The 13,643-nt window shown below is 61.1% G+C and carries 13 protein-coding genes; 12 read left to right on the top strand and 1 reads right to left on the bottom strand.

Features of this window, described 5'->3' with window-relative positions:
• Window positions 1-118 precede the first annotated feature (118 nt).
• Genes RAN89_RS01985 through RAN89_RS01955 form a run of 7 tightly spaced genes read left to right on the top strand, consistent with a single transcriptional unit; the run spans window position 119 to window position 6,686 of the window.
• Window positions 119-1,174 (top strand): hypothetical protein, encoded by a 1,056-nt coding sequence (locus RAN89_RS01985; protein WP_313867999.1) that lies wholly within the window; start codon window positions 119-121, stop codon window positions 1,172-1,174.
• A gap of 12 nt (window positions 1,175-1,186) precedes the next feature.
• Entirely contained in the window at window positions 1,187-1,858 is a 672-nt protein-coding gene (locus RAN89_RS01980) for a PilN domain-containing protein (RefSeq protein ID WP_313867998.1), read from the top strand.
• Window positions 1,855-2,478, top strand: coding sequence for a hypothetical protein (locus RAN89_RS01975; RefSeq protein ID WP_313867997.1), 624 nt, complete (start codon window positions 1,855-1,857; stop codon window positions 2,476-2,478). Before RAN89_RS01980 ends, RAN89_RS01975 begins: the two co-directional genes overlap by 4 nt.
• Window positions 2,475-2,933: a hypothetical protein gene (locus RAN89_RS01970; RefSeq protein ID WP_313867996.1), complete on the top strand. Its 459-nt coding sequence runs from the start codon at window positions 2,475-2,477 to the stop codon at window positions 2,931-2,933. Before RAN89_RS01975 ends, RAN89_RS01970 begins: the two co-directional genes overlap by 4 nt.
• A gap of 11 nt (window positions 2,934-2,944) precedes the next feature.
• Window positions 2,945-4,693, top strand: coding sequence for a secretin N-terminal domain-containing protein (locus RAN89_RS01965; RefSeq protein ID WP_313867995.1), 1,749 nt, complete (start codon window positions 2,945-2,947; stop codon window positions 4,691-4,693).
• Complete coding sequence (locus RAN89_RS01960; RefSeq protein ID WP_313867994.1) at window positions 4,693-5,610, top strand: ExeA family protein; 918 nt, start codon at window positions 4,693-4,695, stop codon at window positions 5,608-5,610. The genes RAN89_RS01965 and RAN89_RS01960 overlap by 1 nt, the downstream gene beginning before the upstream one ends.
• Window positions 5,607-6,686: a tetratricopeptide repeat protein gene (locus RAN89_RS01955; RefSeq protein ID WP_313867993.1), complete on the top strand. Its 1,080-nt coding sequence runs from the start codon at window positions 5,607-5,609 to the stop codon at window positions 6,684-6,686. Before RAN89_RS01960 ends, RAN89_RS01955 begins: the two co-directional genes overlap by 4 nt.
• Window positions 6,687-6,777: 91 nt before the next feature.
• Here RAN89_RS01955 and RAN89_RS01950 read toward each other — a convergent pair whose 3' ends face one another.
• Window positions 6,778-8,331 carry a YifB family Mg chelatase-like AAA ATPase gene (locus tag RAN89_RS01950; RefSeq protein WP_313867992.1) on the bottom strand — a complete coding sequence of 518 codons (1,554 nt, stop codon included), beginning with the start codon at window positions 8,329-8,331 and terminating at the stop codon, window positions 6,778-6,780.
• Window positions 8,332-8,579: 248 nt separating this feature from the next.
• On the opposite strand from RAN89_RS01950, the gene glnK reads away from it, so the two are divergent.
• From glnK to glcE, 5 genes are all read left to right on the top strand, one after another.
• Window positions 8,580-8,918 (top strand): P-II family nitrogen regulator, encoded by a 339-nt coding sequence (glnK, locus tag RAN89_RS01945; RefSeq protein ID WP_087495551.1) that lies wholly within the window; start codon window positions 8,580-8,582, stop codon window positions 8,916-8,918.
• A gap of 13 nt (window positions 8,919-8,931) precedes the next feature.
• Window positions 8,932-10,446 carry an ammonium transporter gene (locus RAN89_RS01940; RefSeq protein ID WP_313867991.1) on the top strand — a complete coding sequence of 505 codons (1,515 nt, stop codon included), beginning with the start codon at window positions 8,932-8,934 and terminating at the stop codon, window positions 10,444-10,446.
• Window positions 10,447-10,595: 149 nt separating this feature from the next.
• Complete coding sequence (locus tag RAN89_RS01935) at window positions 10,596-11,474, top strand: aldose 1-epimerase (protein ID WP_313867990.1); 879 nt, start codon at window positions 10,596-10,598, stop codon at window positions 11,472-11,474.
• Entirely contained in the window at window positions 11,471-12,382 is a 912-nt protein-coding gene (locus tag RAN89_RS01930; protein WP_313867989.1) for an SMP-30/gluconolactonase/LRE family protein, read from the top strand. Before RAN89_RS01935 ends, RAN89_RS01930 begins: the two co-directional genes overlap by 4 nt.
• Before the next feature lie 105 nt (window positions 12,383-12,487).
• Window positions 12,488-13,642: a glycolate oxidase subunit GlcE gene (gene glcE, locus RAN89_RS01925; protein WP_313867988.1), complete on the top strand. Its 1,155-nt coding sequence runs from the start codon at window positions 12,488-12,490 to the stop codon at window positions 13,640-13,642.
• The last annotated feature ends 1 nt before the right edge of the window (window position 13,643 follow it).

The raw sequence follows: 13,643 nt of genomic DNA, 5'->3' as shown, positions 1-13,643 counted from the left end.
TGTCATCATTGCGCGACAAGCTATTAAAATGAGAGCAAGCGGTTCCGACTTTCAACAGATTCATGATTGAAGCCACGCACACACTGTCCAGCATTCACCCGTCCGGAGGCAGCTAAGCATGCGCTTGCCTTGGCGTCGTGCCTCCAGTGGAGAGCGATTGGTGGTTTCCTGGTCGGGCCAGGCCTTGGTCTACGTGCTGGCCACCGGCGCAGGCAACGATTTCACGATTGTCCGTTCCGGTGTGGAGTTGCAGGGGGCAGACAGCTTGGAGGACTTTTCGCGCCGATTGGTGCAACTGGGTCTCAAGGGCTACGTCACTGATGTGATGTTGCGGCCTGAGCAATACCAGTTGCTACAAATCGAAGCCCCTGCAGTTGCACCCGAGGAGCTACGCTCCGCCGCCCGTTACCAGATCAAGGAGATGGTCGATGTTCATCTGGACGATTTGACCATTGACGTACTGAAAGTGGGTGACGGACAAGGCCGGGCCGCATCCCAGTTGTTTGTGGTCGCAGCCAACAATGCCGTGGTGCGCGACGTCATGTCGCTGGCCAGCGTGCTGCAATGGGACGTTCGTGTGATCGATGTGCAAGACATGGCCCAGCGCAATTTGCAAAGCATCGAAGAGCCCGAGCGTGCCACCTGCGCACTGATGATTTCGGAGGGCCGACAGACCCTGCTGACCATCAGCGCCGGCACAGAGCTCTACTACAGCCGTCGTCTCGACTTGCCAGAAGGCTTTATGGGCATGACCTGGACGGCAGGCAGTTTGGCGCAACAGGCTCCTGTAGATGCCTACACGCCGGTCGAAGAATACGTACCCGGGTACGCCGCCGTTGGCTACGGGGGGGAGTTTTCGACGTCTGGCGCCACCCCCGCCAGTGCGGAGCAGTCAGATATTGACCGGGCGCAGCGTTTGTTGGTGGAAGTGCAGCGCTCCATTGATCTGTGGGAACGTACATGGACCAACCTTCCGCTGGCCGGAGTCAGGGTGGCTGCCGGTGAGCGCAGTGAGGAGTTGGCGCAATGGTTGAGCCGCGATACCGGGCAAGCGGTTGGGGTTCTTCATACTGGAGCGTCCTTCAAGGGCTTGGATCAGATATCAGTAGCGGACATGCCCTTGTGCCTTCCCTTGTTGGGCGTGTTGTTGCGTAACGAAGTGCGAAAGGCATGAGGAACTGAGACCATGCCTCAACAGATTAACCTTTGCTCTCCCACTCTGCAGGCGCCACGGCTGCCGTTTTCGGCCAATACTGTGGCGATGGCCCTCGGGGTGTTCGTCGTCTTGGGCGGAGGGCTGTGCGCGGCTTGGGTCTGGAACCTTCAAAACGCCAGTCAGGGTTTTGTAGCGGCCATGCAAACCCAGGCGCAGGAAATGCAAAGTCTGCAACTGGCCATAGACCGCAGCAGAGCCATGGCGCAGCCTCCATCTCCAGAGCTCGTTAAAGAGGCGCAAGACAAACGTGCAGAGATCGAAAGCAAAGAGCAGATCCTGCAGGCTCTGCAACAAGGCAATTGGAAGCCAGGCTACGGTCATTCCGACCGATTGGCTTTGGTCGCCCGCAGCATTCCGGCCCCGGTCTGGATCACCGAGGTCAAAGCAGACAGTGGGCGCATGGAAGTCAGCGGCTTCACACTGGAGCCTTCCGCCTTGAATGATTGGGTCGGTCGACTTTCCGGAAGTCCCTTGATGCAAGGCCTGCGCCTGGCTACCGTCAAGGTCCAGAGCACTGCAATCGCCAATGCGCCTGTGGCCGGCAACGCCCCGGTCACAGTGGGTCGTGAAGCCTGGTCCTTCAATTTGGTTAGCGCGCAGCCACAGTTGGCCGAATCGCCGACGTCAGGAGTCAAGCCATGACAGCATGGTGGGCCGCGCAGGCCGGGCGCATCAATGCCTTGAGTTTGCGCGAGCGTCTGTTTTTGTTCCTGTCGCTACTGGTCGTCATTCTGGCTATTGCGGATGTGCTCTGGCTCACGCCGGCACAAACGGCCTACAAGCAAACTCAACAGCGGTTTCTCAGTCAGAGTGCAGAAGTCAACCGCCTCCGTGCCGAATTGGCGGCGGTGTCCAAACCTGTGGACGGTAGTGCGGACTTGCGCGCTGAAGTAGCGCAGTCGCAGGCGCGCATTGAAGCTTTGCGCGCCGAGATTGCAGCCATCGCTCCGGGCACCTCTGCGGGTAGCGAAGCATTGGAACAGGTGCTGGTGCAGTTTCTCAAGCGAAGTCCGGGCCTGCGGCTGGTGTCGTCGGGTACGGTGCCTGCAGAGGCTGGTGCCAACGACGCTACGAACACTCCCGGAATCCAGCGCAGGGGTCTGGAGCTCAAGGTCGCCGGTCCGTATGCCGACCTGACACGCTATGTCCAGAGCCTGGAGCAGGCGCTGCCGCGCTTGCGCTGGGGAAGTATGCAACTGGCTGTCGATAAGCAAACCCCGGAACTGACATTGCGCGTGTATGTGCTGGAGGTGCAGCCATGAAGCGCATTCTCTCGTGCCTGTGTCTTGGCGCAGCAGCCTGGGCGGCGGCCGCAGACCGGGATCCGACCGCACCGCCGGCGGAAGCAGGAGTAGTTATGCCCTCGCAAGCAGCAGGCGGTGGCAGTGCTGCACCCCAAGGCAGTAGCGTGATCATGCAAAACGGGCGCCTCTATCTGGTGGTGGGAACACGGCTCTATGCCGTGGGCCAGAAAGTCGGCAATGCCAAGCTCGAGCGCATTACCGAAACCGAAATCTGGCTGCGTGAAGGCAGTCAACTCAACAAAATACAGCGTTTCGCCGGGATCCAGCGCTCTGTAGCCAAGCCTGCAGCTGCGTGCACGTCCCAACCCGCCGCATCGTCCGCGCGCGCCAAACGCAAAGCGTCCCCTACGCAATCTTCAGACTCCCCCCAAGCCGTGACCCCTGTGGCTCCTTGTGAAGGTGCACAACCGTGAAGTCCCGACCCATGAACTCTTCTGCTTCCATGTCTGTATTTCTGTTGGGGCGCTACGCGCCTCTTGTAGTTTCCCTGCTAGGGGGCGCGCTGCTCAGTGGATGCGGCGCGTTGGATCGACCCTTGCGTACCCCCGATGTCAGCGCGGCCATCAAGGCCGATTTACCTCCGGCGGTGGCACCCAAACCCAGCGCGGTAGTGCCGGCCAAGGTCAGCGAGGCACTGGCGGAGCCTCCCCCACCCGTGGTGGCCCCTGCGCCTGAGCCTCGCTTGGACCTGCTGGTGAACAACGCGCAGGCGCGGGAAGTGTTCCTCGCCATCGTGGCGGACACCCGTTACAGCATGCTCATGCATCCTGATGTCAGCGGCACATTGTCGGTGACCCTGCGCGGCGTTACCGTCTTGGAGGCGCTGGAGGCCATTCGCGATGTGTACGGTTATGACTTCAAGATAGAGGGGCGGCGCATCACCGTCTATGCCCCGACCCTGCAGACGCGTGTCTTTAGCCTGAATTACCCCACCTCACAGCGGCAAGGCAGCAGTGAGCTGCGGGTGTCTTCGGGCGCGGCGTTGCAGCAATCCTCATCGGGGGGTACGACAAACAACACCGCCAATGCGACCAATGGGACGTCTTCACAACCCGAAAACAGCCGGGTGTCGACCACCTCCAAATCTGATTTCTGGGGTGAGCTGACCGGGGCCATCAAAAGTTTGGTCGGCAACGGGGAGGGACGTAGTGTTGTCGCCAGTCCGCAAGCCGGAATTCTGGCCGTGCGCGCCATGCCGGAAGAATTGCGACAGGTGGACAAGTTCCTCAAAGCCACACAGGCCTCGGTGGAGCGTCAGGTCATGCTGGAAGCCAAAGTGGTGGAGGTCGAATTGCGTGACGGCTACCAGAGTGGTGTCAACTGGGGTGCATTCAACAACGATGGCAGCACCCAAGTGGCAGCCGGAGTAATCGGTAGTGGCGTGACCAGTACCAATGCATTTGTGCAAGGCACCACCACCATCAATGGCGCAGTGGCATTCCCCTCTGTCGCCACCGGTGGCGGCCTGTTCGGTCTCGCCTTGGCGACCAGCCAATTCGGTGCCGTGTTGGGCTTTCTCGAAACGCAGGGTGATGTACAAACTCTCTCCAGCCCGCGTGTAGCGACCTTGAACAACCAGAAAGCGGTCTTGAAGGTGGGCACGGATGAGTTCTTTGTGACCAATGTTTCAGGTGGCACCAACTCCACCAACGGAACTTCCAGCACCACCACGACCAGCACCTTGCCCACCGTGACACTAACCCCGTTCTTTTCGGGCATTTCTCTGGACGTGACACCGCAAATCGATGACGGCGTCAATGTCACGCTGCACGTGCACCCCTCGCTGACCACGGTCACTGAAAAGTCCAAGCAGATCGATCTGGGCAGCGCCGGCAACTTCAAGTTGCCCTTGGCTTCCAGCGCCGTGAATGAAACAGATACTTTGGTCCGGATCCAGGACGGTTCCATCGTGGCGATTGGTGGTTTGATGCAGTTGGAGTCCAGCCGCAACGCATCCGGCATTCCCGGCACGACCAGCATGCCCGGCTTGGGCGCGCTGTTCGGCAACCGTGCCACCCAGGGCCGCAAAAAGGAAGTGATTGTGCTGATCAAGCCTACCATCATCCGGTCTTCGGCGGACTGGGAGGCACAAGGCCGCCGGGCCCGTGCGGCCATCGATGACATGGACGCTACCCGCGCCCGCGTCATCCAGCTTGACGGCTCGGCGAAGTAATGTACCTGGGGCACTTTTCGCTGCGTGAGGCCCCGTTTTCCATCACGCCGGATACTGATTTCTACTTTGCTCACGAAGGCGCCCAAGCCACACTGAACACGCTCCTGGTGGCGCTGCGCAGCGGCGAGGGTTTCCTGAAGGTGGTCGGCGAGCTGGGCTGTGGCAAGACCGTGCTTTGCCGCCAATTGCTCAAAACGCTGCAGGACGAGTGCGTGACGGCCTACATACCGAACCCGGATATGGGCCCTGACGATTTGCTTCTGGCACTTGCAGCGGAACTGGGCCTGAAAGTGAGCCACCGCCAACACCGGCATCAGGTGATGACCACCATCGGTCGCTGTTTGTTGGAGCACGCTGTGCATGGCCGGCGCGTGGTGGTGTGCATTGACGAGGCACAGGCCATTCCGGTCCGGACCGTGGAGAGCCTTCGACTCCTGTCCAATCTTGAAACCGAGAAACGCAAACTGATTCAGCTAGTACTGCTGGGGCAGCCGGACCTGGACACCAAACTGGCGCGGCCGGAGATCCGGCAGTTGCTGCAACGCATTACCTTTAGCGAATACTTGGGCCCCATGGCCTCAGGGACGGTGGGCGACTATTTGCGTCATCGCTTGGCCCGTGCGGCATTGAGTGAACATACGGATCTGGATGTTTTTGAGGTGGATGCTGTGCAGCACATGGCCGCAATCAGCGCCGGCGTGCCTCGACTGGTCAATATTCTGGCCCATAAATGCCTGATGTTGGCATATGGGGAGGGTGTGCACCGGGTGAGCATGGCGCATGTGAAGTTGGCGGCAGTGGATACACCCGGGCTGACAAAGCCCTTTCGGGGACCTGCCCGCTGGTGGCGATGGTTACGTAGCGGTAGTTCTCGCCAAAGCACGGCGGTACGGACGGCAGGCGAGGTGTACGAATGAGTGTGATCAACAAAATGCTGCGTGACTTGGACCAGCGTACCGCCTCCACCCTCGATCCCGCCTTGCGGGCCGGAGTCCGCGCTGCCGCTGTGCCCCATATCACTACATCTGTGAAGGCCCGCCACCATCGGGCCCTGCTGTGGGGGGGCGGCTGCGCTGCATTGCTAGTGCTCGGGCTGGCAGCGTGGTGGTTGTGGCTCCGTCCATCGACGTCATTGCCTGAAATCGTGCCGGGCGTTGCGGGTCGTGCGCAAGTTGTGCAGCCGGAACTGCAGTCGGCGGTGCAGGCTCCGCCTGCGCAGCCGCCCGCCATGGCAACTTCGGTGCCTGTGAAAGAGTCTTCTGCACTTTCACACACAGACACAGCAGCGCCTGCCAAGCCGGCAGCTCTTGCGCCAGTGGTGACTGCGGAAAAGCCGCGGCCAATGGCTCCTTCGCCGGAGTCCGGGGGATTGAAGCTTGCTTCCTCCGCCAGTTTGGTGTCTTCTTCTTCGCCTGCTACAACCGCGCCAGTGGCGGTGGCGGTGGCGGCCGCAGCTTCTGGTCCTGATCCGGTTGTCGTTGCGCAGCGTCAACAAAATGCGACCCGCGATGTGCTTGCTCAAGCCCAGGCGCTCAGCAGCAGCGGATCTCAGGATACGGCCATCCAGCTTTTGCAAGACACACTGCACACGGCCGAACGTGCCAGCCCACCAGCTCCTGCCGCGACCCAGCTGCAACTGCTGCGCGAATTGGCGCGCATGGAACTGGCGCAAGGCAGGGCTGCGGCGGTTCTGGAATTGTTGGGCCGCTACGAGCCACTCATGGTCGCCCAGCCGGACCTGTGGGCCGTACGTGCCAATGCCGCACAGCGTTTGGGCCGGCATCAGGATGCGCTGCAGTTTTATGCCACTGCCTTGCAGGCCCGTCCTGCCGAGCAGCGCTGGTTGCTGGGGAGTGCAGTGTCCCAGGCAGCTTTGGGCCAGTTGGTTGCGGCGGCAGAGTTGGCAGAGAAAGCACGCGCCATTGCGCCGGTCAGCAAAGAGGTGCTTACCTACCTGCGACAGCAGGGGGTCACACTCAACGACAAACCTTGATCGTGTGCTGCCTACCTCGCGGCGGCAAGAAAATCAGGCTCTGGCGCTCGCTGATTGTGCGCAAGCAGCTATTAAAAATGTAGCGATTGCCTCAGCCTGCTGCCTTCAGGACGCGACGGTATTGCATGGCTTCGGCCACATGGGCCAGCTGGGTGGATTCCGCACCTGAGAGGTCCGCAATAGTGCGCGCAATCTTCAGGGTCCGGTGGGTGCTGCGGGCGGACCACCCCAATTGCGCTGCGGCAGTTTGCAAAAACTTGGAGGCTGCCGGATCCAGCGCCACAAACTGGTCAATGGCCTGGCCTGCGAGCGCCTGGTTGCTGCTGCCTTGGCGCTGGACAGCGCGCGCCCTTGCAATTTGGCTGCGTTCGCGGATGGCAGCACTGCCCTCGCCGGGTGTGCTGTTCAGCAGGTCTTCCGCAGCTAAAGCCGGTACTTCGACATGCAGGTCGATGCGGTCCATCAAGGGGCCGCTGAGTTTGCCCTGATAGCGCGAAACCTGGTCCGGCGTGCAGCGACAGGCCCGGATGCTGGAGCCCAGATAACCGCAAGGGCAGGGGTTCATGGCCGCAATCAACTGGAATCGTGCCGGAAACTCGGCACGCCGGGCGGCCCGAGCAATGGTAATGGTGCCGGTCTCCAGCGGCTCCCGCAGCGCCTCCAGGGCAGGGCGTGGAAACTCCGGGAGTTCATCCAGAAACAAGACACCGTGGTGCGCCAACGAGATTTCACCGGGGCGTGGAGGTGAGCCCCCGCCCACCAAGGCCACGGCGCTCGCAGAGTGGTGCGGGCTGCAGGTGGGGCGCTGCCCCCATCGTTGCATATCAAACCGTCCGCACAAGCTACCAATGGCTGCACTTTCCAAGGCCTCATCGGTATCCAGATCCGGCAACAAATGAGCAAACCGCTGCGCCAACATGGACTTTCCGGAGCCTGGCGGGCCGACCAACAGGAGACTATGGCCTCCGGCGGCAGCAATCTCCAAGGCACGTTTGGCGGCTACCTGCCCTTTGACATCAGCGAGGTCCGGGCCGATGCTGGCGCGCTGAGGAGCTGCAGCTTCTACCCGTACCCATCCGTCGGGGTCCTGTTCCAAGGGAGTGCCATCGGCATCCTTGGCTTGGCCTCCCGGTGCAAAGTGGTGCACCACATCCAGCAAATGCCTCGCACGGATGACCCTGGAGTCGGGTACCAGCGCTGCCTCCTCAGCGTTGCCGGGCGGTAATACCAATTGCGGGCGGGCGCTGGTCTTGCGCAAAGCCAGAGCCATGGCCAAAGCGCCTCGCACAGAACGCAATTCACCGGACAGTGACAACTCCCCCGCAAATTCAAATCCGGCCAATGCACCGGCATCGATCTGCCCGCTGGCCGCCAGAATGCCCAGCGCAATCGGCAAATCCAGTCGCCCGGAATCTTTGGGCAGGTCGGCCGGGGCAAGGTTTACGGTGATCCGCTTGTTGTTCGGGAACTCCAGACCACTGTTCTGGATGGCACAGCGCACCCGCTCGCGGGCTTCTTTGACTTCCACATCCGCCAGACCGACCAGGGTGAAGCTCGGCAAACCGTTTGCCAGATGCACCTCCACCGTCACTTGCACCGCTTCCAGCCCCAATAAGGCGCGACTTTGCACCAAAGACAAGCTCATAACCCTGACTTCCCAAAAAGGTGCGCAATAACTCGGTGCATTGCGCGACTCTGCACTAAAGCAGTGCATGCTGTGGTTTTATACAGGTATCTTAGCGTAAGCCCGCCTAATCGATGGGGATTTTTGCTAATGCAAGCTTTCAGACAACTTGGCACGGCTTCTGCTTTATCGACCCTAGCTCCAAAAACCTGGCAAGACCTGAGACCAGGCCCGGACTCTGTAATCAACTATCAAGCTGAGGTGAACACATGAAACTCGTGACGGCCATCATTAAACCGTTCAAGCTCGATGAGGTGCGCGAAGCCTTGTCCGGCATGGGTGTGCAAGGCATTACCGTGACCGAAGTCAAAGGCTTCGGCCGTCAAAAGGGCCACACAGAGCTGTACCGCGGTGCAGAGTACGTGGTGGACTTTCTTCCCAAGGTCAAGATTGAAGCAGCGATTGACGACGCTCTGGTGGAGCGCGTGATCGAGGCTGTTGAGGGTGCAGCCCGTACCGGCAAGATCGGTGACGGCAAGATTTTTGTCTACGACTTGGAACAAGTGGTGCGTATCCGTACCGGTGAAACCGGCAAAGAAGCGCTGTAAAAAGAAAGAGAGCATGAACATGAAAAAACTTCTCGCCACGCTGGCGCTCGGCATGAGCCTGCTGACAGCAGGAACATTCGCCCTGGCCCAAACCGCCGCTCCCGCCGCTGATGCGCCCGCGGCCACTGCCTCCGCTCCTGAAGCCGCTGCACCTGCAGCAGCCCCCGCAGCTGCTCCTGCCGCTGCTGAAGCGGCACCTGCTGCTGCACCTGCTCCCGTTCCCAACAAGGGCGACACCGCCTGGATGACTATCTCCACTGCGCTGGTTCTGTTCATGACAGTTCCCGGCTTGGCGTTGTTCTACGGCGGTCTGGTCCGCAGCAAGAACATGCTGTCCGTGCTGATGCAGGTGTTCGTAGTGACCGCACTGATCTATGTGCTGTGGGCTGTCTACGGATACACCTTGGCATTCGGCGGTGACGGTGCCTTCTTCGGTACTTTCGACAAGCTGTTCTTGAAGGGCATCACCGTGGACTCGGTGGCAGCTACCTTCAGCAAAGGTGTGGTGATTCCTGAGCTGACATTCGTCGCCTTCCAAGCCACATTTGCTGCCATCACCTGCGCTCTGATCGTGGGTGCATTCGCCGAGCGCATCAAGTTCTCTGCCGTGCTGGCTTTCTGCGTGCTCTGGTTCACCTTCAGCTACCTGCCCATGGCTCACATGGTCTGGTACTGGGCCGGCCCTGATGCGATCACTGACGCTGCTTCCCTGGAAAAAGTGGTGGCTGCTGCGGGTTACCTGTGGGCCAAGGGCGCACTGGACTTCGCTGGTGGCACTGTGGTGCACATCAACGCCGCGGTTGCCGGCTTGGTCGGTGCTTACGTAGTGGGCAAGCGTATCGGTTACGGCAAGGAACCCATGGCTCCTCACAGCCTGACATTGACCATGGTGGGCGCTGCCATGCTGTGGTTCGGCTGGTTCGGATTCAACGCCGGCTCCAACCTCGAAGCCAACGGCCTGACTGCTCTGGCCTTCATCAACACCTTGTTGGCAACTGCTGCTGCTACCTTGGCCTGGATTACCGGTGAAGCTTTGTCCCGCGGCAAGGCTTCCATGTTGGGTGCTGCCTCCGGTGCAGTGGCTGGCCTGGTTGCTATCACTCCTGCTTGCGGTTTCGTGGGCCCCATGGGTTCCATCGCCATCGGCCTGATCGGCGGCTTTGCCTGCCTGTGGGGTGTGAACGGTCTGAAGCGCCTGCTGGGTGCTGATGACTCTCTGGACGTGTTCGGTGTGCACGGTGTTGGCGGTATCGTCGGCGCTTTGTTGACCGGTGTGTTCGCATCGCCTTCCCTGGGTGGCACCGGCGTGTACGACTACGTGGCCAACAAGGTTGCTGATGGTTACTCCATCGGCGGCCAAGTGTGGATCCAGTTGCAAGGCGTGCTGGTGACCCTGGTGTGGTCCGGTGTGGTGGCATTCATTGCCTTCAAATTGGTGGACCTGGTGATCGGTCTGCGCGTCTCTGAAGAAGAAGAGCGCGAAGGTCTGGACATCTCCAGCCACGGTGAAACTGCTTACAACCGCTAAGCACTGAACGCAGCGCACTGCGCTGCAGTTTCAAAGTAGTTTCTTCTTGAGACTTGAGCCCGGTAACCGTGAGGTTGCCGGGCTTTTTTGTGCCCGGGCGGTGCACAATGCCACGCTGTTGCATTCACTCTTCTAAACGGAATCCCTCTATGAGTACGCCCCTGACCCTGCGCCATGGACCCTTGCGCTGCGACATCTGCCCCGAACTCGGCGGCTCCATTGCCGGCATGTGGATGAATGAGGTTCCGGTGATGCGGTCTACCCAGGGCACAGAGCTCACGAGCGTGCGCCAATCAGCGAGCTTTCCGCTCGTGCCATTTTCCAACCGCATCGGCTATGGGCAGCTGCAATGGTCCGGCACCAGCCACCCGTTGGTGAAAAACTTTGACCCCGAACCCCATACCATCCACGGCATCGGCTGGGAGCGGCCCTGGACGGTGTTGGAGAGCACGGAGAGCTTCGCTTTGCTGGCTATGGAGCACAAGGCAGACGCCGCCTGGCCGTTTGACTTTGATTGCTCGCAAGTATTCAAACTCGAAGGCGACGCCCTGGACATGAGTCTGAGCGTGACCAACCAGAGCCGGACCCCCGCACCAGTGGGACTGGGCTGGCACCCCTACTTCGTTAAGCGTCCCGACGCGACAGTGCAGTTCGCAGCCAGTGGCCGCTGGGAAATGGCGGCCGACAAACTACCTACCCATCGCGAGCCCCATGCCGGGCTGAGTCAAGCGACCGCCGCCTTAACGGTGGACCATTGTTTTGACGGCTGGGATGGTGTGCTCACGCTCAAGGACAGCCAACTGCAGGTCACCGTGCGCTCTGCGCTCAGCCGCCTGGTGGTGTTCACCACGCCAGAGCGCGACAACATCGCCGTGGAGCCGGTAAGCCATGTGAACAACGCGCTGAACCTGATGGGTGCCACCGGCGCCAGCGCAGAGAGCCTGGGGGTCGTCATCTTGCAGCCGGGTGAAAGCTTCAGTTGCAGCATGCGGGTGGAAGTGCGTTCTACCCAAGAGGTGCAGGCATGAGCTGGCAGGCCCTGAGCGACGACGTGTTCGAACTGGGTGAATCCCCGTTCTGGCATCCGAGTGAGCAGCAACTGTATTGGGTGGATATTCCCGGCAAGGCAATCTTGCGTGCCAATATTTACATGGGCTTTGTGCAGCGTTGGGACATGCCCAGCGAGCCCGGTTGCATTGCACCGGCTGCCAAGGGTGGTTTGGTCATCGCCCTGCGCGACGGGGTGTTCCGCGCGCAGGAGTGGGGCGGCGAGCTTGAGCGCATTGCCACCTTGCCCTACGACACCGCAGTGATTCGTGCCAACGATGGCAAGTGCGATGCACTGGGGCGTTTCTGGGTAGGCACCATTGATGAACCCAAGGCCGGCCGTGCAGCAGAGCTCTTTTCGGTGGACTGCCGCTCCGGCAGCCCCATAGTGCAGCGCCATGCCGGTGACGCGTTGACCGCCAACGGCTTGGCATGGAGCCCCGACAACGGCGCCGTCTACTGGTCGGATACGCCCAACCACCTCACCCACGCCTGGGACTATGACCTCGCGTCCAACCTCCTGAGCGCGCACCGGGTTTGGCGCACTTATGAGCCCAAACCCGCGGGATGGACGTTCGAAAACACGGCCTACGCCGGCCGGCCCGACGGTGCCGCCGTGGATGTAGAGGGTAACTATTACGCCGCGATGTTCGAGGGGCGGCGCATCTGCAAATTCGCGCCCGATGGCCGTTTGCTCGCCAGCTGGGAGACCCCGGCGCAGTGCCCGACCATGCCTTGCTTCGGGGGCGAGGACCTTAAAACGCTGTACATCACCACTGCGCGCCACGGCCGCAGTGCGGCCGAGCTGGTGCAGTTTCCCCTGTCGGGAGCGGTGTTTTTCATGCGGGTCGATGTGGCCGGTCTGCCGGTCCATTTTTTCGCGGATTGAGAGCCTGGCAAGTCGTGCGCTGCCAACGCGGGGCGCAAATTTCCGGCGCTTTTGCGTTCAAAAAATTCACACAAGGGGCAGGAGCGGCCGCTTACCATTGCCGCCATGTCCCCATCTTCCGACGCCCTTCAGCCCTTCGTTGACCAGATCCGCCAAGCCGCTGCGCAGCGCACGCCGCTGCAGATCCGTGGTGGCGGCAGCAAAGACTTTGTTGGCTGTCTGCAACCGGCAGCTTTGTTGGATACCCGCAGTTTGACCGGAGTGGTGGACTACGCTCCCAGCGAGCTGGTGGTCACCGTAGCTGCAGGCACGCCTTTGTCAGAGCTCGAAAAGCTTTTGCTCGCCCAAGGGCAGTGCCTGCCCTTCGAGCCGCCGCACTTCGGATGGTCCGGCAGTGCCAGCCAAGCCACCGTCGGGGGTATGGTGGCCAGCGGGTTGGCCGGTCCGGCCCGCGCCAGCGTAGGCAGTGTGCGCGACTATGTGCTGGGTCTCCAACTCATCAACGGTCATGGCGAGCTGCTCACCTTCGGGGGCCAGGTCATGAAGAATGTGGCGGGTTATGACGTGTCGCGACTCATGGCAGGCGCCATGGGCACGCTGGGTTTGATCACCGAGGTCTCCCTCAAGGTGCTGCCGCTTGCGCCCAGTGAGGCGACTTTGGTGTTCCCCCTGCCACAAGCGGACGCACTGGAGCACTTGCACCGCTGGGGCGGCGAGCCCTTGCCCTTGAATGCCAGTTGCTGGGTGCATGACGCAACTGCAGGGCAAGCGGGGCGGGATCTGTTGTTTGTCCGGCTGCGGGGTGCTGCAGCGGCTGTGGAAGCGGCGTGCGCTCGCATGCTGAAAGAGGTGCCCGGGGAGCGTATGGACACTGCGCAAGCGGCTGCAGATTGGGCCTTGTGCCGCGACCAGAAGCTCCCTTTCTTCACCGCTGGAGGCCAAGCCGACTACGTGCTGTGGCGCCTGTCGGTCGCCCAGACTGCGCCAGTGCTGGACCTGCCCTGGCCCCAGTTGGTGGAATGGCATGGCGGCCTGCGTTGGCTCTGGGCGCCCTTGCAGGCAGGCGCACGCTTGCAGGCGGCCGCCAAAGCTGCGGGCGGAAATGCTACTGTTTTTGTAGCTGCTGGCGCAGATACTACGGGCGCCAAGTGTCAAAATCATTCGCAATCTGCGGGGCAGGGCGCTTTGCTCAAGCGCTTGAAGGCTGCATTCGACCCGGGCGGCATTTTCAACCCCGGTCGCCTCTACTCCGACTTCTGAC

This window comes from Rhodoferax mekongensis, from assembly GCF_032191775.1.
Classification (GTDB): Bacteria; Pseudomonadota; Gammaproteobacteria; order Burkholderiales; family Burkholderiaceae_C; genus Allorhodoferax; species Allorhodoferax mekongensis.
The sequence above is the reverse complement of the archived record's forward strand: the minus strand, read 5'-3'. Positions and strand labels throughout refer to the sequence as shown.